General features: G+C 32.1%; 18 protein-coding genes. 11 read left to right on the forward strand and 7 right to left on the reverse strand.

From position 1 onward, the window contains the following. Positions 1 to 77 precede the first annotated feature (77 nt). Complete coding sequence (locus GXK57_RS02735; RefSeq protein WP_160671061.1) at positions 78 to 470, reverse strand: YmaF family protein; 393 nt, start codon at positions 468 to 470, stop codon at positions 78 to 80. 680 nt (positions 471 to 1,150) lie between these two features. Here GXK57_RS02735 and ald point away from each other — a divergent pair. Next, on the forward strand, positions 1,151 to 2,272 hold the full coding sequence (gene ald, locus GXK57_RS02740; RefSeq protein WP_160671064.1) for an alanine dehydrogenase: 1,122 nt from the start codon (positions 1,151 to 1,153) through the stop codon (positions 2,270 to 2,272). Between the two features lie 208 nt (positions 2,273 to 2,480). Here ald and GXK57_RS26815 read toward each other — a convergent pair whose 3' ends face one another. From GXK57_RS26815 to GXK57_RS02755, 3 genes are all read right to left on the reverse strand, one after another. Continuing rightward, positions 2,481 to 3,656 carry a 3D domain-containing protein gene (locus GXK57_RS26815; RefSeq protein WP_160671067.1) on the reverse strand — a complete coding sequence of 392 codons (1,176 nt, stop codon included), beginning with the start codon at positions 3,654 to 3,656 and terminating at the stop codon, positions 2,481 to 2,483. Between the two features lie 271 nt (positions 3,657 to 3,927). Beyond that, positions 3,928 to 4,785 carry a hypothetical protein gene (locus tag GXK57_RS02750; RefSeq protein WP_160671070.1) on the reverse strand — a complete coding sequence of 286 codons (858 nt, stop codon included), beginning with the start codon at positions 4,783 to 4,785 and terminating at the stop codon, positions 3,928 to 3,930. A gap of 494 nt (positions 4,786 to 5,279) precedes the next feature. Beyond that, on the reverse strand, positions 5,280 to 6,149 hold the full coding sequence (locus GXK57_RS02755) for a LysR family transcriptional regulator (RefSeq protein ID WP_160671073.1): 870 nt from the start codon (positions 6,147 to 6,149) through the stop codon (positions 5,280 to 5,282). Positions 6,150 to 6,487: 338 nt separating this feature from the next. Between GXK57_RS02755 and GXK57_RS02760 the strand changes: the two genes are divergently transcribed. From GXK57_RS02760 to GXK57_RS02795, 8 genes are all read left to right on the forward strand, one after another. Then, positions 6,488 to 7,846: a PAS domain-containing sensor histidine kinase gene (locus tag GXK57_RS02760; protein WP_160671076.1), complete on the forward strand. Its 1,359-nt coding sequence runs from the start codon at positions 6,488 to 6,490 to the stop codon at positions 7,844 to 7,846. A gap of 554 nt (positions 7,847 to 8,400) precedes the next feature. Then, the gene (locus GXK57_RS02765) at positions 8,401 to 9,555 is read left to right on the forward strand and encodes an ABC transporter substrate-binding protein (protein WP_160671079.1); all 1,155 of its coding nucleotides are present in this window, start codon (positions 8,401 to 8,403) and stop codon (positions 9,553 to 9,555) included. Positions 9,556 to 9,595: 40 nt separating this feature from the next. After that, on the forward strand, positions 9,596 to 10,471 hold the full coding sequence (locus GXK57_RS02770; RefSeq protein WP_128212618.1) for a branched-chain amino acid ABC transporter permease: 876 nt from the start codon (positions 9,596 to 9,598) through the stop codon (positions 10,469 to 10,471). Between the two features lie 8 nt (positions 10,472 to 10,479). Beyond that, on the forward strand, positions 10,480 to 11,436 hold the full coding sequence (locus GXK57_RS02775) for a branched-chain amino acid ABC transporter permease (RefSeq protein WP_160671082.1): 957 nt from the start codon (positions 10,480 to 10,482) through the stop codon (positions 11,434 to 11,436). Next, complete coding sequence (locus GXK57_RS02780; RefSeq protein ID WP_160671610.1) at positions 11,436 to 12,212, forward strand: ABC transporter ATP-binding protein; 777 nt, start codon at positions 11,436 to 11,438, stop codon at positions 12,210 to 12,212. The genes GXK57_RS02775 and GXK57_RS02780 overlap by 1 nt, the downstream gene beginning before the upstream one ends. Beyond that, positions 12,213 to 12,917 (forward strand): ABC transporter ATP-binding protein, encoded by a 705-nt coding sequence (locus GXK57_RS02785; RefSeq protein WP_160671085.1) that lies wholly within the window; start codon positions 12,213 to 12,215, stop codon positions 12,915 to 12,917. It begins immediately after the preceding gene. 364 nt (positions 12,918 to 13,281) lie between these two features. Then, positions 13,282 to 14,241, forward strand: coding sequence for a UV DNA damage repair endonuclease UvsE (gene uvsE / locus GXK57_RS02790; RefSeq protein WP_160671088.1), 960 nt, complete (start codon positions 13,282 to 13,284; stop codon positions 14,239 to 14,241). Between the two features lie 178 nt (positions 14,242 to 14,419). Beyond that, positions 14,420 to 14,938, forward strand: coding sequence for a WYL domain-containing transcriptional regulator (locus GXK57_RS02795; protein WP_160671091.1), 519 nt, complete (start codon positions 14,420 to 14,422; stop codon positions 14,936 to 14,938). Positions 14,939 to 15,138: 200 nt separating this feature from the next. Here GXK57_RS02795 and GXK57_RS02800 read toward each other — a convergent pair whose 3' ends face one another. Then, positions 15,139 to 16,044 (reverse strand): DMT family transporter, encoded by a 906-nt coding sequence (locus GXK57_RS02800; RefSeq protein WP_243156360.1) that lies wholly within the window; start codon positions 16,042 to 16,044, stop codon positions 15,139 to 15,141. Between the two features lie 186 nt (positions 16,045 to 16,230). On the opposite strand from GXK57_RS02800, the gene GXK57_RS02805 reads away from it, so the two are divergent. Both GXK57_RS02805 and GXK57_RS02810 read left to right on the forward strand, forming a co-directional pair. Beyond that, positions 16,231 to 16,755: a peptidoglycan recognition family protein gene (locus GXK57_RS02805; protein WP_160671097.1), complete on the forward strand. Its 525-nt coding sequence runs from the start codon at positions 16,231 to 16,233 to the stop codon at positions 16,753 to 16,755. Between the two features lie 244 nt (positions 16,756 to 16,999). Beyond that, positions 17,000 to 18,097 carry an iron-containing alcohol dehydrogenase family protein gene (locus GXK57_RS02810; RefSeq protein WP_160671100.1) on the forward strand — a complete coding sequence of 366 codons (1,098 nt, stop codon included), beginning with the start codon at positions 17,000 to 17,002 and terminating at the stop codon, positions 18,095 to 18,097. Between the two features lie 219 nt (positions 18,098 to 18,316). Here the strand turns inward: GXK57_RS02810 and GXK57_RS02815 are convergent, their stop codons facing one another. Further along, the gene (locus GXK57_RS02815; RefSeq protein ID WP_160671103.1) at positions 18,317 to 19,549 is read right to left on the reverse strand and encodes a DEAD/DEAH box helicase; all 1,233 of its coding nucleotides are present in this window, start codon (positions 19,547 to 19,549) and stop codon (positions 18,317 to 18,319) included. Positions 19,550 to 20,027: 478 nt separating this feature from the next. Then, positions 20,028 to 21,386, reverse strand: a complete 1,359-nt coding sequence (locus tag GXK57_RS02820) for a PFL family protein (protein WP_160671106.1) — start codon at positions 21,384 to 21,386, stop codon at positions 20,028 to 20,030. Positions 21,387 to 21,549: the final 163 nt, after the last annotated feature.

The raw sequence follows: 21,549 nt of genomic DNA on the forward strand, positions 1-21,549 counted from the left end.
TAAAGGATGTATAAGTAAAAAATTCGCTAAAAAGTACTTCTTTAGCGAATTTTATATATTAAATTACTGAGAAAATACTAGCAATTAGTTAAAGGGCTTTCAATAAGAGTTGTAAAAATGAAGCTATGCCTATGGCCATCATTTGAGGTTGTTACTCCTCTTACCAAGTGAACATGCTTTCCATTTCCAACGTCTATTGCTGGACCAGTTGTTATACTTATGATATGAAAATGATCAAAAAAATCAGTATTCACATATAATTTATGAACATGAGATGAACCACAAGGAATAGCTTGTCCTGTAACTCCTGCGAAACGGTGATTATGCCTTTCTTCACCTTCTTCTGCAAGCCTAGTGCTTCCTAAAAACTCATGATCATGTCTTTGTTGTATAAAGTTACCTTCTAAGTTCGAAGAATTTTCATAATCTTCATAGTCGTCATAAGGTCTCTTTGAGTGTTCATATGCCATATGAATCTCTCCTTTATCGGCAGTTTAATCATTATGCTAAGGCATAAAAATATTTTATATATAATGGTTACACTTATATTACATTATATGATTAAGTTATTAATTTGTTACTATAGACCAGCTAATACTACTTTAAAATGGAATCTACAAAAATAAAGCTTCGGCAATTGTTCGTAAGCTTTATTTTGAGTTTAAGGATTGAAGTAGTATGTTTGCTCAGAAGAATAGATATGTCAGTTTTATAGTCTTGAAAAACACTTGGAGTTTTTTACTGTTGATGGTATTTTTATTTATTATATATTTGAGTTTGAATTGGTATATCTTTATAAAAATATATTTTTATAGAGATATAGCTATGGCAGAGTTAAAAGATATTTTGAAGGATATTGGAGAGATTAGGGTATAACCTTCTAATGCTAATTGAATAAAAGCAAGGAAACTTAGTAGATAATGAAGTTATTTCAACCAACACGATACTAAATGCTGCACTTAACCAATGTAATAAGTTTTTATAACCAAAGATTGAAGAACAGTAGTATCAAATTTAGATAGAAAAAATATAATATAGTATTAGCTAATAGATTGGTATATTATTGCAATAAAATATCATAAAATACAATGGTGTTACAGATAATTTTTACTTCTGTACACTTTTTTTTTGAAAATTAAGGAGGGATACAATGGTTATTGGATTAGTAAGGGAGATAAAAAATAATGAAAATAGAGTAGGATTAACTCCAAGTGGAGTAGAAGTTCTTGTTAAGAGGGGGCATAAGGTCTTAGTTGAGAAGGGCGCTGGCATAGGAAGTGGCTTTGAAGACTGGCTTTATAAGGGAGCTGGAGCAGAGGTAATAGAGGAAAAAAAATATGTGTTTAATCAGTCAGATGTTATCGTAAAGGTTAAAGAGCCACTTGAAGAGGAATATGATTTATTTAAAACAGGACAAACCTTATATACCTATCTTCACTTAGCACCTAATAAACCATTGACAGAGGCTTTATTAAAAAAGAAGATTACAGGAATTGCCTATGAGACAGTGCAACTTAAGAATGGACGCCTTCCATTGCTTGTACCTATGAGCGAAATTGCAGGTAGGATGTCAGTACAAATAGGTGCTAATCTATTACAAAAATATAATGGTGGATCAGGTATATTACTTGGAGGAGTCCCAGGAGTAATGCAAGGAGAGGTTGTTATAATTGGTGGTGGTATCGTCGGAACTAATGCGGCCAAAATTGCATGTGGTTTAGGGGCTAGAGTAACTATAATGGATATAAGTAATGAGAGATTAGCTTATTTAGATGATATATTTTTTGGTAGGATAACAACCTTAACTTGTAATGAGTATAATGTAGCTAAGGCTGTTGAAAAGGCTGATTTATTAATAGGTGCAGTTTTGGTAGCTGGAGCAAGCGCGCCTAAGATAGTTTCTAAAGAAATGGTTAAGACAATGAAAAAGGGATCTGTAATAGTGGATGTTGCAATAGACCAAGGGGGATCAATAGAGACAATAGATAGAGTTACAACTCATGATAATCCCTGCTATGAAAAGTACGGAGTTATACACTACTCTGTAGCTAATATGCCAGGGGCTGTACCAAAAACATCCACTTTAGCACTTGAAGCTGCCACATTGCCATATCTAATAGAAATAGCAGACAATGGAGTGGAACACGCCATTTTAAAAGATGAGGCTCTACTTTTAGGCTTAAATACGTATGAAGGAAATATAACCTGCAAGGCTGTAGCTGAGAGCCTAAAGTTGCCATATGTAGACCCAAAAACAATAGTGAATAAATAATATTAATTCCTTGCACAAGCTCATCAAAGCATGGTATGACTGACCACGCAATTTTAACGCAGTACTTTAACAGTGGCAAATTTAAAATGCTAAGCTTCTGATTGAAGGATTACATCTTTAATAAAAATAACCACTTCAAAGCAAAATATCATTTGAAGTGGTTATTTTTATTGGATAGGAAGATATAAAATTTAAAGTTCTATAGTAGCTACCATTCGTTAGGATAAGCTACAATATACAAAGTAATATTTCTTCTTCCCCAAGAATTACATTCATCCAAAGAATTAAAGTATAAGTCTACAATATTTCCCACTATTGCACCACCAGTATCAGCAGCAATTGCAGTTCCATATCCAGGAATGAATACCTTTGAGCCAAGAGGTATTACACTAGGATCAACAGCTATAGTACTAAGTCCATCTGAAGAATGAGTTGGTTTTAGACCTAATGCAGTAAATACGCCACCAGTGTAAGCTGTAGCACTCATAGTATAGGAAGTCTTGTACTGTACGCTTGTATTAGTAGAAGTTTGCCCTCTAGAAATAGTAGCACTAGCCAAGATGGCAGAAAGTTTATCTTTACCTAATCCGATGTATTTTTGAGCTTTAGCTTTCACTGAAGCTGTACTTATTTGAGCTGATAAACTAGTAAGTGTAGATATGGCGTTTCTTATGTCTGCTTCTGATGGGGAAGCAGAATCTATAGTACTAACTGAATGTGATATTAATTTTGTCTCATTGGCTTCAATAACTGCAGCAAGTGACGCCTTTTCTTTTTCGAATTGCGCAGCTAAAGCCTGTTCCTCTTGCTTCTTATCATTAAGAGTTTTTAGACTTGCCTCAGTTTCTTTCTTTAACGTTTTAAGGCTTTCATTCTTCTTATTTAAATCATTAGCTGTTTTTCTTAGAGCTTCCTTTTTGGAATTCAATTCATCGATTAACTGCTTGTCCAAAGATACTACTTTTTCTATAGCAGATAATTTATTTAGGAAATCAGTTAGGCCAGAAGATCCTAATAATATGGCTAAGTAATTTTTATCTAAACCACTTTTATACATTCCTCTTAGACGGCTGTCTAAAACACTTTGATTTGATTCAATCTCTTTTCGATATTGTTCCATCTTAGTTTCAGTTACGTCTATTTGTTTTTCTGTTTCAAGTATATTTTTATTGTTATCGTCTAGTTTTTTTGTTAATTTATCTATCTCTATGTTCATGCCAGCCATTTCAGAATTTAATGATTGTATCTTACCATCTAACTGCTGAAAACTCTTTTTACTTTCTGCTATAGTTTGTTCCGTATCATTATCTGAAGCTATTGCAGTTAAGCTATAGCTAAATAGAATAACTAATGTTAGGATCATACAAATAATTTTTTTACGCATAGCAAAATTCTCCTTTTTTTGTTGCAGTGACTTATGCATATTATACCACAAATTTTTAATATGCCAAATTCCTTTAATGCTTTCGCTATTTATAAGCTTATGAAACTATAGGATGAATTTATGCTATAATTGATAAATTCCCTTTTTGTTTTTTTCCCATATCTATATTTGAGGTGTCTACAAATACGTATCCCTAGCTCTATATAAAAAATAATTTCCTAAAACATAAAAAAATAGGCAACTCAAGTTTATTGAGCTGCCTTATATTCTTTTAAAGTATGGAACCTAGTAAAAACCAAGGTAATGGATTAAATCCAGGATTATAATTGTTATAGTAATATGGTTGATAATATGGATACTTGTATCCATAGTGGTATCCGTAACCTGGATATCCCCAGTTATTATGGAATGGCTTTGCCATTACTTGCTGGGAATCGTCTTCAGCATCACTCATTTGATTTGTAGAAGGAGTATGTCCGCTATTAGTTCCTGGAGCCATTTGAGAGCCAGGAGTCATTTGACCCATAGATGAGCCTGGAGTCATATTAGAGCCAGGAGTCATTTGACCAATCGATGAACCTGGAGTCATATTAGAGCCAGGAGTCATTTGTCCCATAGGTGAACCAGGAGTGGTCATATTATAACCAGGAGCCATCTGCCCCATAGGTGATCCTGGTGTCATTGGAGTACCAGGCATCATTTGGCTCATGTAAGGTGTTGGGCAACCAGGAAGCATTTGTCCCATATATGGCATAGGTGACATAGAGCCAGGTATCATCTGTCCCATAGGTGTTGTAGTCGACATAGTTGAACCAGGTATAGTCTGGCCCATGTAAGGATTAGGTGACATAGAACCAGGCATAACTTGACCAGTAGTATTCATAGGAGACATAGGATTTTGCATCATCTGTCCCATTGTATCTGGATAATTAAATTGAACATTACCTTGGTAGTATGGATTAGGAATAAAAGGTACTTGGCTTAGGTTGTTTCCAAAGCTTATATATTCGGTTCCCTGCATTGTACCTTGATAGGTAGAAGTATCTTGAGTTGTGCCTTGCATATTAGAATTCATCTGAGATGCATCATTTCTAGAATCGTCGTTTATTTCGTATTGCTCGGTGTACATGATTTCCTCCAAAAGAATATATCTTACACTAAATGTTATATGAAATAAAAGAAAATTTGTGCTAAAAATGAAATTCATACTATATAAATTTATAAAGAATAATAAAATGCAGTCCAGAAAAAAGCTACTATTGCAAGAATATTAATTATTCTAAATAACATTGAAATGAAAATGTTTTAATTAAGTAGGTTTTTCTGAAAGAATTTCAGCTAAAATACAGTTTAAGAAGAAAGTTGCTAATTAATAATACAATGAGTCCAATAACAACAGTAAGAATTACATCTGGAGGAATAAAACTTTTTATTTTCATATATTCACCTCGAAACTATATATTTGCCACTCCATAAAATCAATATTTTCAAACTCCTCTTCTATAAGATTAGATGAGAAGAGTTTGAAAAATTATGTAGGATTGAAGCGGATTATCTATACTAGTATTATTGTCAAGATTAAGAAGATTAAACTTGAGGTATCATAGCTACTAATAAAAATATTTATTTATTATCAAATGTTCTTAAAAAGTTATAAGCTTGCTTTGATAAGTACTTATTCTTTAACCAAATTGCAGTCACTCTAGTTTCTAATTTACTTTCAGTCAATTCTACATATTTTAAGTTTGTGGTATTTACAAGATTTATTGCTGTCTTGGGTGCTAATGTTATTCCTATACCTGAATTGGCCCATAAAAGAGCAGTACGGGCGTCATCACATCTACATACTATATTAGCTTCTATATTATTATTATCAAAACATTTCATGATAAGTGATTCAAAGCGTCGATATATAATTAGAGGTAATTTCTCTAAAGCAGATATTGAAAGCTTATCATCAAGATTATATTTAAGAAAATTGTCATTGAAAACAGCTATCATGGGCTCAGAAGATAGATACTTATATTGATAATCATCAATATTGAAAGGGGTTCTAACTATTCCTACTTCTATAAGCTCACTTTCTAACATCTCTAAAATTCTATAAGTGTTTCCCTCCCAAAGTTCAAAGTTGACTTCTTTATTATCCTCATGGAATTTATTTATTGGACTAGGTAGTAAAGCTGATGCTGAAGAAGAAACTACTCCAATAGAAAGTGTCTTTATGGCCTTATCTCCTAAATCTTTTATTTGCATAACAGTTGCTTTTTCAAGTTCTAAGATCTTTTCTCCTTTAATTTTTAATAGCTTACCAGCTTCAGTAAGACGAATTTTGCGACTTCCTCGTTCAACTAATTTAACTCCAAGCTCTTGCTCAAGCATCTTTAACTGATAACTTAAAGGAGGTTGTGCCATATTAAGTTTTTTTGCAGCATTAGTAATTTGACCTTCCTCCGCTATTGTAAGAAAGTATTTTATTTGTTTTATATCCAATGTAAAATCACCTCAAAAGTAAAAGTTTTATATATTTATATTAATAATACTTTAAAAGTTTAATATGTACTATAGGTATCCTTTACGAAAACCTAGTTTATGTATGTTCGATAATACAGGCTTCTGGAGATTATCGGGTATGAACAAATTGATAGTTGAAGTTGGATAGCTATAGTTTGAAATGAATTTAGAATTTTAATCATTGAAGCTATAAAAGATTGGTGAAACTGCGAAGAGTGTCGTAAATTGTGGTGCACAATTCTTCGGAAAATAGAGGGAAAAGATGGATATCGTAGAATATTATAAATATTCAAAATATTTTGAAGGAGATGATTGGAATGGCAAAAAATAATAGAGTTCTTGTAGATAATTTGAAAGTAAAGTGTGATTCTGATATGTTTCCTAATTCATTAATAAATTTTATGAATAGATATAAACTTTATGCTGATTTACTAGATCAAGTGTCAGAGGGCATAATCATTCATGATAGTAGCAATATAGTATTTGCAAATAAGAGTTTATTAAAGCTATTTGGGATGCATGCTGTTGATGAGATTATAGATAAGGATGTATTTAAAATTTTAGAAACATACTTAACTTACTATAGGGAAATGGATGAAGAGATATGTAGAGCGTTTCATCATAGTACATTTAGAACAAATTTAATATATAAAGGACAAGAAGTAAAAAAAGTGGTGGTTAGGAACTGTAATATGTCTTTTGATAATAGGGAGTATAAGGTTACTTATATACGATATTATTATGAAAATGAAAACTTTACGGTTTATGATGAAGTGGAACCTAAGGAAGTTTTTCAAAGTAGTAGAGGTTATGAGCCTGAATATTTAGAAGAAGGTGATTTGAGCAAGATTAGATATGAGAATTATATTGCTAGACTGATCCCAATTCTAGCTCATGAACTTAGAACCCCTTTAAATATTCTAATGTGTTCAATGCAAATGAGTGATGTTTATATTGAAGACATAGCAACGTTAGAAAATAATATAGCTAAGATGAAACACAATTCCATAGTAATGAAGCAAAATTGTTTTAGATTATTAAAATTAATAAATAATATAATAGACTCAACCTTGTTAGATAGTAAAGCTTTTATTCTTAATCTTAAGCTTTATGACATAGCAGATATTATAGAAGATATGGTTTTTACTATAAGCGATTACGTAAGGGAAAATATAAAAGACAAAAAAATAGATATCGAATTCTTTACAAGTGTTAAAGATAAGTTTGTTTATCTAGACTTAAATAGGTTTCAAAATGCTTTTTTAAAATTGTTATCTAACTCTTTTAAGTTTAACAATAACGGAGATACAATATATGTTTGTATAAAAGAGAGTAATTCAAAAAATATAGAAATAGTAGTTTATAATAAAGGAAATATAATTGAAGAGGATGATTTAAATCAACTCTTTGAAAAATTTTCAGCCAAGAAGAGTAATCTAGCAAAAAGCCATGAAGGAATAGGACTTGGGCTGTTTATTGTGAAAAATATAGTAGAGCTTCATGAATGGAGTATCGAAGTATCTAATTGTGTTGAAAACATATCAAATCAATTTATAATAAAAATACCTATTGAAGGTAAGAAAATTATCAGAGCTGATGTCAACAATAAATGCAACTATGAAATTTTAGAAGAGGAATTACTTCAGAAAATAAAAATAGAATTTTCTGATATATGATATTTACGAATGTGCCACTTCAAAATAAAATTTCAATTCTCAAATTATTCTCTCGTAACTCAGATGGGCTTTGAACATAGATTTCGGAACTAAGTGATATATATTTAACAGCGTTCACAAAAAATTAAAACCATGAAAACAAGCGATTAACATCAAGTCTTGTTTTCATGGTTTTAATAATTTGAGCATAAACATAATAAAAACATGCTAGTTTAATATGTTTGATTGTTAAAAATTAAACTTTTAATAGAATTATAGCATAAATGCTGATTTGAATTTTAACGTTAAAAATAAAGTGATATTTTTATTTTTTCTTCATTATTAACATATTATTAATATTTTGATTATTTTGAAATTGATATAACCAGAAAAACGTTTACTTAAAAAGGTAAATTATTAATTTGTTAAAAAAATAGATGATATTGAACGTTATAGTTAATTTGAAATACTAAAATATAGATAATTATTAAAAAATACCGAAAAATATTGTTGATTTTTTATTGATTAGTTGCTAATATAAATAAAAAGGAATGTATAAAGAGGGGGACTTAATTATGAAAAAGAAGATACTTGTAGCTACACTTGCAGTAGCTATGGTTGCAAGTTTATTTGTAGGTTGTAGCAGCAAAAAAGATGGTGACAGTGCTGAGGTAATAAAGATTGGTTCTATTGCACCACTAACAGGAAAAGTTGCTACTTATGGACAATCAGTTAAGGAAGGGGTTCAATTAGCTGAGAAAGAAATAAATGCAAATGGCGGTATTAATGGAAAGAAAGTTAAGGTTGTTTTTGAAGATGATCAAGCTGATCAAAATGCAGCTATTAATGCCTTTAATAAATTAGTTGATGAGGAAAAAGTTTCAGCAGTAATAGGGGCAGTTACTTCTGGCGCAACATTAGCAGTTGCACCTAATGCAACTCAGGCAAAGATTCCAATGATAACACCTACGGCAACAGAACCAACAATAACAAAGGTTGGTGGAGAGTATGTATTTAGAGGCTGTTATGTTGATTCATATCAAGGTCAAGTAATGGCTAGATATGCAGCTGGTGACTTAAGTAAAAAGACTGCAGCTGTTTTATACAACGTAGGATCTGACTATTCCAAAGGTATAGCAGAAGCCTTTAAAGCAGAATTTGAAGCAAAAGGTGGAAAAGTTGTTGAGTTTTCTACTTACAATAATGATGATAAAGATTTTAATGCCCAATTAACTAAGATTAAGAATGACAATCCAGATGTATTGCTTTTACCAGATTACTACAATGTTGTTGGACTTATAGCTAAACAAGCTAAGGCTGTTGGAATTAATGCTCAATTGCTTGGTGTAGATGGATGGGATTCAGCTGATTTATACAAGATTGGTGGAGATGCTGTTAAGGGTGCTTTATTCATAAATCACTATTTCCCTGGAGATACAGCTAAGGAAGTTCAAGACTATGTTTCAGCTTATAAGAAAGAATACAACAAGGAACCAGATGCTCTTGCTGCTCTAGGTTATGACTCAGCAAAAGTACTATTTAAAGCTATAGAAGATGCAAAGAGTACTGATGGAGATAAGATTAAAGATGCATTAGCTAAGGTTGAATATACTGGAGTTACAGGAAAGTTAAAGTTCAACTCAGAAAGAACAGCAATAAAAGGTGCTGCAATATTAAAGGTTGAGGGAGAAAAGAACTCACTTGTATCAAAGGTTGATCCTAGCAAATAAATGATAGATAAGGATTAAGGAAATAAATAGGAGGACTACTATGGAGTTACTACAGCAATTGATTAATGGACTATCACTTGGAAGCATATATGCTCTTCTTGCATTAGGATATACAATGGTATACGGTATAATCCAACTTATAAACTTTGCCCATGGGGACATATATATGATTGGTGCCTTTACAGGGTTCTATGTAGCTACTAAGCTTCATTTATCCTTCCTGCCAACTATGATAATAGCAATGATAGTTTCAGCAGTTTTAGGAATTGTAATAGAAAAGGTAGCATATAAACCACTTAGAAAATCACCTAGAATCACGCTTCTAATCACAGCTATAGGTGTATCGTTATTACTAGAAAACGGAATGAGATTTATAGTTGGACCAACTCCTCAGAGTTTTCCAAGTCTCATTGAATCTTCAAAAATAAATATAGGTTCTCTTCAAGTAACCAACATACAACTTATAACTTTAGGTGTGTCGCTACTCCTAGTAGTATTACTCCAGTTTATAGTGTACAAAACCAAAGTTGGTAAGGCTATGAGAGCGGCTTCTTTTGATATTGAAGCTGCCTCATTAATGGGTATAAACGTAAATAACACAATATCATTTACCTTTGCTTTAGGATCTGCATTAGCAGGTGCAGCTGGTGTCTTGGTAGCACTAGCATGGACGACAATAGATCCATATATGGGAATGATGCCTGGTATTAAGGCTTTCGTAGCAGCTGTACTTGGAGGTATTGGAGTTATACCTGGAGCTCTTATAGGTGGACTATTCATGGGGGTTGCCGAAACTTTGACTAAAGCATATGTTTCCACAAGACTTTCAGATGCAATAGCATTCTCAATACTAATCATAATTCTTCTTATCAAGCCTTCAGGTCTACTAGGTAAGATAACTAGAGAGAAAGTGTAGGTGATAGCATGAAGAAGATATTAAATTATTTAGTGTATGCAGTTATAATATTAGGAATTTTCTTTTTGCTTAATTATTTATTGCATGAAAGAATCATAAACAGATTTTACGGTGGACTTATAACGTTAGCTTGTATAAATATAATACTAGCAGTTTCCTTAAATCTTATAACAGGATTTACAGGTCAGTTATGTCTAGGACATGCAGGATTTATGTCTATAGGTGCATATACTGCTGCTATTCTTACTGCAAAACTACAATATAATTTTGTATTAGCATTGATAGTTGGTGGAATATTGGCTGCAGTTGTTGCCTTAATAGTGGGATTACCTACCTTAAAGCTTAAAGGAGACTACTTTGCAATAACTACATTAGGTATTGGAGAAATCATAAGAGTTATACTTACTAATATAGATTATACTGGAGGTCCAAGAGGATTTACTGGGATACCTCCAAAAACCACTTTTACTTGGGCATTTTTTGTTATGGTAGCTGTAGTTATAATAGTATACAACATAATTCATTCAGCTCAGGGAAGAAGTATGATAGCAGTAAGGGAAAATGAAATAGCTGCTGAAGCTATGGGTGTTAATACCTCAAGATACAAGGTAACTGCTTTTGTAATAGCAGCATTCTTAGCAGGTGTAGGTGGTGGACTTTACGCTCATTACTCTAAGTTCTTAATACCAAGTTACTTTGATTTTATGAAGTCTATTGAAATATTAACTTTTGTAGTTTTTGGTGGTATGGGATCTTTGTCTGGATCTATCATAGCAACTGGTATATTAACTTTCTTACCAGAAGTATTAAGACCTATAAAGGACTTTAGAATGATCATTTACGCTGTTGCGCTTATTGTATTAATGATATTTAGACCACAAGGTTTACTTGGAACTAAGGAAGTAAGTCTAAGTGTATTTGGAAAATTATTTAAAAAGGAAAAGAAGGAAGGGGGAATTGTGTGATGCTAAAAGTTGAAAACCTAACTATTCAATTTGGTGGACTTAAAGCAGTATCTGAGTTCGGACTTGAGATTGATGAAAAACAGGTAGTAGGTCTTATTGGACCAAATGGAGCAGGCAAAACCACAGTATTTAATATGCTTACTGGAGTTTATTCACCAACTGAAGGCTCAATTACCTACAGGGACGAGAAGATACAAGGTTTAAAGCCTTATCGCATTACTCAAAAGAAAATAGCAAGAACCTTCCAAAATATAAGATTGTTTAGCAGTCTTACAGTTTTAGATAATGTAAAAATATCTTTTGGATATAGAGCAAAATACAATATTTTTCAGGCTATATTTAGAACACCTAAGTATTTTAAGGTTGAAAAGGAAATTGAGGAAAAGTGCTTAGAGCTTTTAGAAGCTTTTGGACTAGGAGACAAAGCTTTTGAACTAGCAACAAACCTTTCTTATGGAGAGCAAAGAAGACTTGAGATTGCTAGAGCTTTAGCTGCTGGACCAGAACTATTACTTTTAGATGAGCCAGCTGCAGGAATGAATCCACAAGAAACTCAAGACTTAATGAAGTTAATTAATTGGATTAAAGATAAATTTGGTGTATCGGTCCTTTTGATTGAGCATGATATGAAACTAGTAATGGGAATCTGCGAAAAAATTGCGGTATTAGATTATGGTAAGAAGATTGCAGAAGGTACACCAGAGCAAATCAAAAATAATCCAAGAGTTATAGAAGCTTATCTAGGAGAAGCTTATACTGGTGAGGAGGCTATATAGATGCTTAAGGTTAACAACTTGAATGTTTATTACGGAGGAATACATGCCCTTAAGGATATAAATATAGAGGTTAATGAAGGTGAAATAGTGACGTTAATAGGAGCAAATGGAGCAGGGAAAACATCTACTCTTAGAGCTATTTCGGGCCTCACTCCGTATAAGACAGGAGAAGTATTTTTTAAGGATAAGGCTATAAAAAATATTCAGCCACATAAGCTTGTAGGTTCAGGTATAGGACATGTGCCTGAAGGAAGAAAGATTTTTGCAAACCTAAGTGTTAAAGAAAATCTTGAATTAGGTGCTTATCTTCGTAACGATAAAGATGGTATAAAAAAAGACTATGAAATGATATATGATAAGTTTCCTAGACTTAAGGAAAGAATGAGTCAGCTTGCAGGAACTCTTTCTGGTGGAGAACAGCAGATGCTTGCAATAGGTAGAGCTCTTATGAATAGGCCCAAGTTATTGCTTCTAGATGAGCCATCAATGGGACTTGCGCCAATAGTGGTAAAGAATATATTTGATACCATACAGGAGATAAACAAAGGTGGAACAACTATACTTTTAGTTGAGCAAAATGCTCATATGGCACTGTCTATTGCTAATAGAGCTTATGTGCTTGAGACTGGCAATGTAGTCTTAAGCGGTAGTGCAGATGCATTACTAAAAGATGAAAAGGTTAGAAGTGCATATTTAGGAGAATAATATGAAAAGTCATTGAAGAAAGATCGCTTCAGTGACTTTTTACTGTTTGAGAAAGTATAAGATTTTCTTCTAATTAAACCTAGGAATATAAACGATTTAGAGTAGTTATTTAGGATAAACAGTAAAAAAAATCATATTCGCCTGCCACATTTTCCTCATATACATTTGGAAAGGCAGATGCGCAAAAAAAGCACACTGAAGAAAGCCGCTTTAGTGTGCTTTTTTTACTGTGTAGACCAGTGTGAAATTATATCATTGTGTCATATATAGATATTGATATACATAAAAACTTTTTGATTAATCAGATTAATAAATATATGTACTATGGAGAAACCTAATAGCAAAAATATAGGGAGATGATAACTTGATTTTGAGATTAGGATATGTAGCAATTGCATTAAATCTGCCTAAAACTACATCATCAAGCACAGTTACATATGCAACTTATAGTAAACTCACTAATGAGGAAAGCAGGATTAATAAATTAAAATCTACTACACTATCTAATTTGGATGACCTGTATAAAATACTTCAATACAATGTAGAAAATCAACTACACTTTTATAGAATAACTTCTGCCTTAATACCATTAGCAACACATCCAGAGGTAATGTGGAAATACAGGGCTATGTTTTCGAAGGACTTTAAGAGAATTGGCGATTTGGTTAGAAAACAGCAAATGAGAGTAGATACCCATCCAGATGAATTTAACGTAATTAATTCAGTTAAAGAGGAGGTGGTGGTTGCTACTGAGAGAAATTTATGGCCACATGTTCATCTATTTGAAGATATAGATTATCCTGAGGGAAAAATGGTGCTACATGTAGGAAGTAGTGCAGGAGGAAAAGAGGAAGCTTTAGAGAGGTTTAAAGTAAACTTTAGAAAGTTTCCTAAGGAAATTACATCAAGGCTTATGATTGAGAATGATGATAAGACTTTTAATGTAAAGGAAGTACTTTCTTTATGTAAGGAACTTAATGCTCCCATGGTATTGGATGCTCATCATCATCTTTGTAATAATGATGGGGAAGAGCTAAAAGATTACATATGTGAAATCTTTGATACATGGAATGGGCAGAGTCTTCCAGCAAAGTTCCACTTTTCCTCTCCTAAGGAGAGTGAAAGAGACAGAAAACATGCAGATTACATTGATGCTGAAGCCTTTGTAAGATTTATTGACTTATGCAAGGAAGTTAACAGAGATATGGATGTTATGCTTGAAGCAAAGAAAAAGGACTTATCATTATATAAGCTAGCAGATGATATAGAGGAATTAAGACCAGAATGGAAGAGAATCGATAAGAGTAGCTTTTATATAACATAATAGTTATGAAAAATGTTGTTATTTGCCATTATAGATTCTATAATGTATATATAGTATTAAATGTATAAATGTTCTAAATTTATGTAAATTTATTTTATAGAAACTAGATTTTGTTTAATATTTTATACAATATATGGATTTTTCAGCGTAGATAAAATATATAGAAAAAGGTGATATTATGGCAAGTAACTATATTAAGTTTTATACCTTTTTTAACATTTTAAGAAAACACAGCAATAATGAAAATGTGTTATCAATGAAAAAAATATTACAAATTATGGAAGAGCAAACAGGTGATAAGATTGACAGAAGGACTATATATGAGTACATAAAGAATTTTAAGGAATTAGGCTTTGACATAAGAGAATATTCCGAGAATAAGAAGGGATATTACTTAAATTCATTAAATTTAAATAATGATTATTGTAATGATATATTCATGAATTACTCCAATAAAATGCCAGTGAAAATTGAGTTTGATAATGAACTTAGAGATGAGATCAATAATTTAAAAGGGGTTATTGATATATTAAGTGATGGAGAGAAAACTTTTATAGCAAACATAGAGACTAGTAATGATAATACGCTGATAAGCTGGATTCTTCAATTTGGCAGTAAAGCAAAAGTTATAGAACCTCACGAATTAAGAGACATTATTAAAGAAGAGATAATGAAGCTTTATGAAAGATATGTATAAAAATATTTTTTTGAAACTTTTCTAACTGAAGGATTAAGAAAGTTAAATAAAGGTTTATTTCAAAAGGTGAAAATTCCTTATAAAATAAAAGTCATGAATAAAAAGGCAAGTTATCTCCTTTTTACCCATGGCTTTTATTTATATCATAAGATTAGCAATCATTTTGAAATTAATAAGTTAGTTATCAGATGCTGTAATTATCATAAGAATAAGATACCAACACCAACTATTGTTATTAACGCACCGATAACCTCTTTTGCGCTGACTTTCTCCTTAAATATAACCATAGATGCAGGTATTATAAGTATTCTTGATATAGAACTTATAGTTGAAGCTATGCCAGTGGCTGTATATTGAACTGACAATAGAGATAGGGCAACACCTAAGAACGGTCCAAATATTGAACCGATGGTTATACTTTTCATCGCACTTGTATCCTTAAAGGTTGAAAATAGATTTTTCCATCCATTAGCAATAGTTATAACTATTGTGAAACCTACAAAGGCTGATATTACACGAATTTGTGTAGCAGCAAAGGGGTCGTAATTGCCCATTCCGAACTTACTACAAATTAATCCAAATGCTTGTCCGAATGCACCTATAAGCGCATATATCAATCCTTTAAGAGGATGAGAAAGCTTAATCTTCTTTTCATCAGATCCTTTTACTAATATAACCAAAGCGATACCAGCTAAGGTTATAAGCATACCTAATAAGTCTCTCGAGGATAATCTTTCACCTAGAATAAAGTATCCTGCTATAGCTGAAATTGGTGGAACTGTAGCCATTATTAAGGTTGATAGCCTAGATCCTATCTCGATATAGGCTTGAAATAGGAATAAATCACCAATAACGAAACCTATAATTCCTGAAACAAAGAGCCAAGTCCAGTTAGTTAATGACGCATCAAGAGGAAGAAACATACCTCTATTTACAAGAGTATATAAACCAGTAAAAATAAAAGCAAAAATGAGTTTTAGGTAGTTTACAGAAAGAGAGCCTACCTTTTTTCCAGCTGTTTCAAAAGCAATTGGAGAAACTGTACAGCATAGAGCTGAAGCTAAAGCTGCTAGTTCACCTATGTTAGAATGAAACAAATTGTCCACCTCCCAAGTTGATAAGTTTACTATGTATAAAGATATTCTTGATAATATGTGCAAAAAATATAAATCTCTTTATAAGCACACTTTATATTAACACACTACTATACTAAATTGCTATAGATTAATAAATTTGTGTCATCAAAGAGGGTTTAACATAAGCTATTATAGAGTAATATTAAGGAGAGCATGATGAAAAATATATTTAGAAGGGTGTATAGACGTGTTTTTAAAGCAAGACAAGTTCAGCCTAAGATAGTGGAAGTTAACTATAAATGGGCTCAGCCATTGCAGTTTACTATGAAACCTCAGATGATAGTATATCATCATACTGTGGAGATAGGAAAAACACCAGAAGAGATACATCAGCTGCATGTTAATAGAGGATGGGCTGGCATAGGATATCATTTCTATATAAGAAAAGATGGTACAATCTATAGAGGAAGACCTGAAAATGCTGTAGGTTCACATGCGCCAGGTGTTAATAATATAGCTCTAGGAATAGCCTTTGAGGGAAATTTCATGGTTGAAAAACCAACCGAGCAGCAGTTAAATTCAGCTATAATATTATCAAAATATTTGGTTAATAAGTATGGAATTAAGGAATTAAGAAGGCATAAAGACGTAAAACCAACAACTGAATGCCCAGGAATCAATTTTCCATTTGATTATATTAAGTCAAAGGTTTTAGGTACCACTACAAATAAAACGGCTTAATGTGTTTTGTAGTCTAATTCTTTGATTAAAATAAGGCTGTATCATGTAAGTAATACTTTATGATAAAGCCTTATTTTATTCTTTAGCCAATTTTTTAGTTACTATTGAGTTTTGAAGTTTTGCTATAATGAGCAGTCATACTGAGGAAAGAGTAACTAATTTAAAATTGACAATTGCTAGCATGCCTAGATAATCTGTTATAATAGTTATTGACAGATTAATGAAGTATAGGAGTGAATAGAAAATGGAATTTGGATTTTATCTACCTGTAAAAATATTTTTTGGAGATGATGTAGTAGTAAAAAACAGTAGTGAGTTTAGAAAGCTTGGTAGAAAAGCATTGATAGTTACTGGAAGAAATTCATCGAAAATTAATGGATCATTGGATGATGTAATAAGAGCTTTAGAAAAGGAAAAAATAGAGTATAAAGTGTTTAACGAAGTTGAGGAAAATCCATCTCTAGAGACTATTGAAAAGGGTGCAGAAATAGGAAAAGAATTTGATGCTCAGTTTATTATTGGGGTAGGCGGTGGATCACCTCTAGATGCATCAAAGGCAATTGCTCTATTTATTAAGAATCCTGAACTAAATATAGATAATGCTTTTACTAGTGAAAAGCTTGAAAGTATACCTGTGGCTGCTATTGCTACCACTTCTGGGACAGGTTCAGAAGTGACTCAATATAGTATAGTTACAGTAAATAAAGAAAAAACAAAGAAGAATTTAGGACAAGAAGTCTTTCCAAAGATAGCATTTTTGGATAGCAAATATACAAGAGCATTGTCTTATGATATAACTGTGAATACTGCTATAGATGCATTTACTCATCTAGTAGAAGGCTATCTAAATGTCAATAGTACCTTAGCGTCAGAGATATATGGAGAAAAAGGTTTTGAGATATTTAGTAGATGTTTCAAAAAACTTCTTGATAATAATTTGGATAAAGAGTTTAGAGAAGAAGTGATGTCTGCATCAACTATAGCAGGGATACAGATAGCACAAACAGGAACTTCTCTTCCTCATGGTATGGGATATGCCTTAACATATAATAAAGGACTTCCACATGGATTGGCTAACGGAGTATTAACGATTGAATACTTAAAATCCTTTAAAGAACAAAGTAAAATAAGAAGAATGCTTAAGCTACTTGGATTAAATAGTATTGACGAACTTTCTCAAATCTTCAATAAACTTTTCAAAGTAGATATAGCTATAACAGAAGAAGAGATTGTGGATTATGCCACTAGTTTTGCTGCAAATAAGGCCAAATTAAAAAATCATACTGAAGTGGTTACAACTGAAGATATTATAAAGATATACAAGAATAGTCTTATTAGATAGAGATAGTTTTTACTATCTAAACCTGGTAATATCAAGCTTCTAAAATAGATTTTAAAGAATTATTAAAAATAAAACTTATTCGCATGCTAGATTTTATTCGTATACATTGGGAAAGGCAGCTACGCAAAAAAAGGTTCACTGAAGAAGGTCATTTCAGTGAACCTTTTTTATATAGGTAAAGTCTTTCACTAAGAGAGTAGTATGAACATAAATATAAAACTATTTCTTCTTCTTAAAAGAAGTTTTATTTGATGTTACTTTTTTACTCTTATTAGGTGAGTGGTAAGAATTAGCTGCTTTAAGCTGCTTCATTTCTTCAACCTCTAATATCTGTCCTTTATAAACGTCCTTTTGATGTATCTTAATATTAAAGGTGCTTTCAAATTTATGTATTGTTGGTATTTCCTTGTCAGTAACTATTGATATGCTAGTTCCACTTTTACCAGCTCTTCCTGTTCTTCCAGCTCTGTGAAGATATTCTTTAGGGTCTTCGGGAAGATCTAGATGGAAGATATGTGTAACTCCTTTTACATCTAATCCTCTTGCGGCTATGTCAGAAGCTACTAGAATCTTATACTTACCATTTCTAAAACCTTCTAGAGCTTTTTTTCTTTCTTCTTTAGTGCTATCACCATATATGCCGTAAGCTTCTACTTTGTGGAACTGAAGTTTCAGTGTGGTGGTTTCAGTTTCTTCACTCTTATTTATAAATACAATTGCTTTTTCTGTACCAGAAGCATATATTAATTTTCTTAGAAGTTCTATTTTATCTCTACGTTCTGTAACAAAGAATAGGTGCTCAATAGTAGGACTAACACTAGTATCTTCATCTAATTTAATTATAACTGGTTCCTTCATTAACTCCTTGGCAGCTTTTTCACTTTCTGCCGTGATAGTTGCAGAGAAAAACATTAGCTGTCTATCCTTAAGTGTTGTTTTTATTATGTCTTTAACTGAAGAAATATTTTTATCATTTAGTAATCTATCGCCTTCATCTATAACAATAGTTTTTACTGTATGACCACTGATCTTCTTTAATTTTATAAGTTCTAGAACTCTACCAGGTGTGCCTACGATAATATGTGGTTTGTTCTTAAGGTTCTCTACCTGTCTTTTAATATTTACTTCTCCAATAATAGTAGTTGAGGTTACAGGTATATTGGAGTTTGTAGCTAAAAGCTTTATTTCTCTGTCTATCTGCATAACCAATTCATGAGTTGGAGCAAGCACGATTGCTTGCATTTCTCTTTTCGAGGAATCAATCTTGCTAAAGATAGGAATTAAGTATGCTAGAGTTTTTCCGCTACCAGTTTGAGACTTACCTATTATATCTTTATTTTCTAAAGCAAGCGGGATAACTTTTTCTTGAATAGATGTAGGATTTAATATATCAGATTTTGACAAACCTTCTATAATATAATCAGGAATTGATAATTTATCAAATGAACTCATAAATAGTATCTCCTTTTTTGTATGGAACTTAATTATTTTAAACATTACTCGTCTTGTTAAATATGACAATAATAAAATGTAATACTTAGATTTTATATAATAAAAAATCTCTCTAATTCTACACATAGTATAATACTTTGTCAAATATAAGTTATAAAAGTGTTTAAATATAGTATATCTATTTTTAGTACTTATACTTAAAGATTATTTTTTAATTTCTAGACCATTTATAACTTTTTATTAGCTAAATCTATTAATCATAATAGCTAATAATAGGTTTTCTAGGATAGACAGTAAAAAGAAATCTTATTCTCATCTCAGATTTTCTTCATATTCATTCAGAAAGTGCAGGTGCGTAAAAATACCACTGGAGCACTAAAGTGATGATTCCAGTGGTATAGTATAAATATTTATTATAGAAATTCTTTATTTAAGATGCTTAAGTCTCCAGATGAATTACTTCGTTTTATATTAGCTACTAATTTTTAAAGCTATGTATAGGTGCTGGAATTCTTCCACCTCTTTTTATAAAATCTTCAGAAGAATATTTACTTACAGCCATTATAGGAGCAGTACCTAAAAGCCCTCCAAATTCAACTTCATCACCTAAGGTCTTTCCGTATACAGGTATAATTCTAACGCCGGTAGTTTTGTTGTTAATTACACCAATTGCAGCTTCATCAGCAATTATTCCTGAGATAGTAGAAGCAGGGGTATCTCCTGGGATTGCAACCATATCTAAACCTACTGAACACACACAAGTCATGGCTTCAAGCTTTTCAATATTTAAAGATCCGTTTTTTACAGCTTGAATCATTCCTTCGTCTTCACTAACTGGTATAAATGCACCGCTTAAGCCACCTACGTGATAAGACGCCATTACCCCACCTTTTTTAACAGCATCGTTTAGCATTGCAAGTGCAGCAGTGGTTCCGTGGCATCCGCAGCTTTCAAGTCCCATCTCTTCAAGAATTCTTGCTACTGAGTCGCCTACTGCTGGAGTTGGTGCTAGTGATAAATCTATTATGCCAAATGGTGTATCAAGTCTCCTTGAAGCTTCATGAGCTATAAGCTGACCAGCTCTAGTTATTTTAAAAGCAGTTTTCTTAATGGTTTCGGCCATAACATCAAAGGATTCACCTCTAACTGTTTCTAAAGCAGCTTTAACCACGCCAGGCCCACTTATGCCAACGTTTATTATTGATTCAGCTTCACCTACTCCATGGTAAGCTCCTGCCATAAAAGGATTGTCATCAACAGCGTTAGCAAAAACAACTAGCTTGGCACAACCAATGGAGTCTCTATCTCTAGTTAGAAAGGCTGCTTGCTTTATGATCTCTCCCATTTGGGCTACAGCATCCATGTTTATACCTGATTTAGTGCAGCCTATGTTTATAGATGCACATACTTTTTCAGTAACTGCTAAGGCTTCAGGAATAGAATCGATTAATATTCTGTCACCTTTTGAATAGCCTTTTTGAACTAAAGCTGAAAATCCTCCAATAAAGTTCACTCCAACTTCTTTTGCAGCTTTGTCTAGTATTTTTGCATACTCTACATAACTTGTATCATTAGAGCTTTGGGCTATAAGTGAAATAGGAGTTACAGATATTCTTTTATTTATTATAGGGATACCAAATTCAGCCTCAAGTTGATTTCCTACCTTAACAAGATTTTCAGCTTTTTTTGTGATTTTATCATATATAAGCTGCCTTGATATTTTTCCATCGCTGTTACAGCAATCGAGCAGGGATATACCCATAGTTATTGTTCTTATATCTAGTTTTTCTTTATCTATCATATTTATTGTTTCAAGTATATTTTGAGTATTTATCAAAATTAATTCCTCCAGTACTATTTATTTAACTATTGAATACGGTACATTTGTTATTAGGACTATGCTTAAGAATATTGTTGAAACTAAATTTATCTAAAGATGTAGTGATTAGAATATTAATTTCAACATAAAGGGTAAAGTGCTATATTACTTGAATAGACTA

Origin of the sequence: Clostridium sp. C8-1-8, from assembly GCF_009928445.1 — a bacterium.
In the GTDB taxonomy this organism is placed as follows: domain Bacteria; phylum Bacillota; class Clostridia; order Clostridiales; family Clostridiaceae; genus Clostridium_AR.

What these genes read in the sequence shown, in the direction of transcription:
- GXK57_RS02735 (WP_160671061.1), bottom strand. Translation starts at nt 470, where the DNA reads ATGGCATATGAACACTCAAAGAGACCTTATGACGACTATGAAGATTAT.
- ald (WP_160671064.1), top strand. Translation starts at nt 1,151, where the DNA reads ATGGTTATTGGATTAGTAAGGGAGATAAAAAATAATGAAAATAGAGTA.
- GXK57_RS26815 (WP_160671067.1), bottom strand. Translation starts at nt 3,656, where the DNA reads ATGCGTAAAAAAATTATTTGTATGATCCTAACATTAGTTATTCTATTT.
- GXK57_RS02750 (WP_160671070.1), bottom strand. Translation starts at nt 4,785, where the DNA reads ATGTACACCGAGCAATACGAAATAAACGACGATTCTAGAAATGATGCA.
- GXK57_RS02760 (WP_160671076.1), top strand. Translation starts at nt 6,488, where the DNA reads ATGGCAAAAAATAATAGAGTTCTTGTAGATAATTTGAAAGTAAAGTGT.
- GXK57_RS02765 (WP_160671079.1), top strand. Translation starts at nt 8,401, where the DNA reads ATGAAAAAGAAGATACTTGTAGCTACACTTGCAGTAGCTATGGTTGCA.
- GXK57_RS02770 (WP_128212618.1), top strand. Translation starts at nt 9,596, where the DNA reads ATGGAGTTACTACAGCAATTGATTAATGGACTATCACTTGGAAGCATA.
- GXK57_RS02775 (WP_160671082.1), top strand. Translation starts at nt 10,480, where the DNA reads ATGAAGAAGATATTAAATTATTTAGTGTATGCAGTTATAATATTAGGA.
- GXK57_RS02780 (WP_160671610.1), top strand. Translation starts at nt 11,436, where the DNA reads ATGCTAAAAGTTGAAAACCTAACTATTCAATTTGGTGGACTTAAAGCA.
- GXK57_RS02785 (WP_160671085.1), top strand. Translation starts at nt 12,213, where the DNA reads ATGCTTAAGGTTAACAACTTGAATGTTTATTACGGAGGAATACATGCC.
- GXK57_RS02795 (WP_160671091.1), top strand. Translation starts at nt 14,420, where the DNA reads ATGGCAAGTAACTATATTAAGTTTTATACCTTTTTTAACATTTTAAGA.
- GXK57_RS02805 (WP_160671097.1), top strand. Translation starts at nt 16,231, where the DNA reads ATGAAAAATATATTTAGAAGGGTGTATAGACGTGTTTTTAAAGCAAGA.
- GXK57_RS02810 (WP_160671100.1), top strand. Translation starts at nt 17,000, where the DNA reads ATGGAATTTGGATTTTATCTACCTGTAAAAATATTTTTTGGAGATGAT.
- GXK57_RS02815 (WP_160671103.1), bottom strand. Translation starts at nt 19,549, where the DNA reads ATGAGTTCATTTGATAAATTATCAATTCCTGATTATATTATAGAAGGT.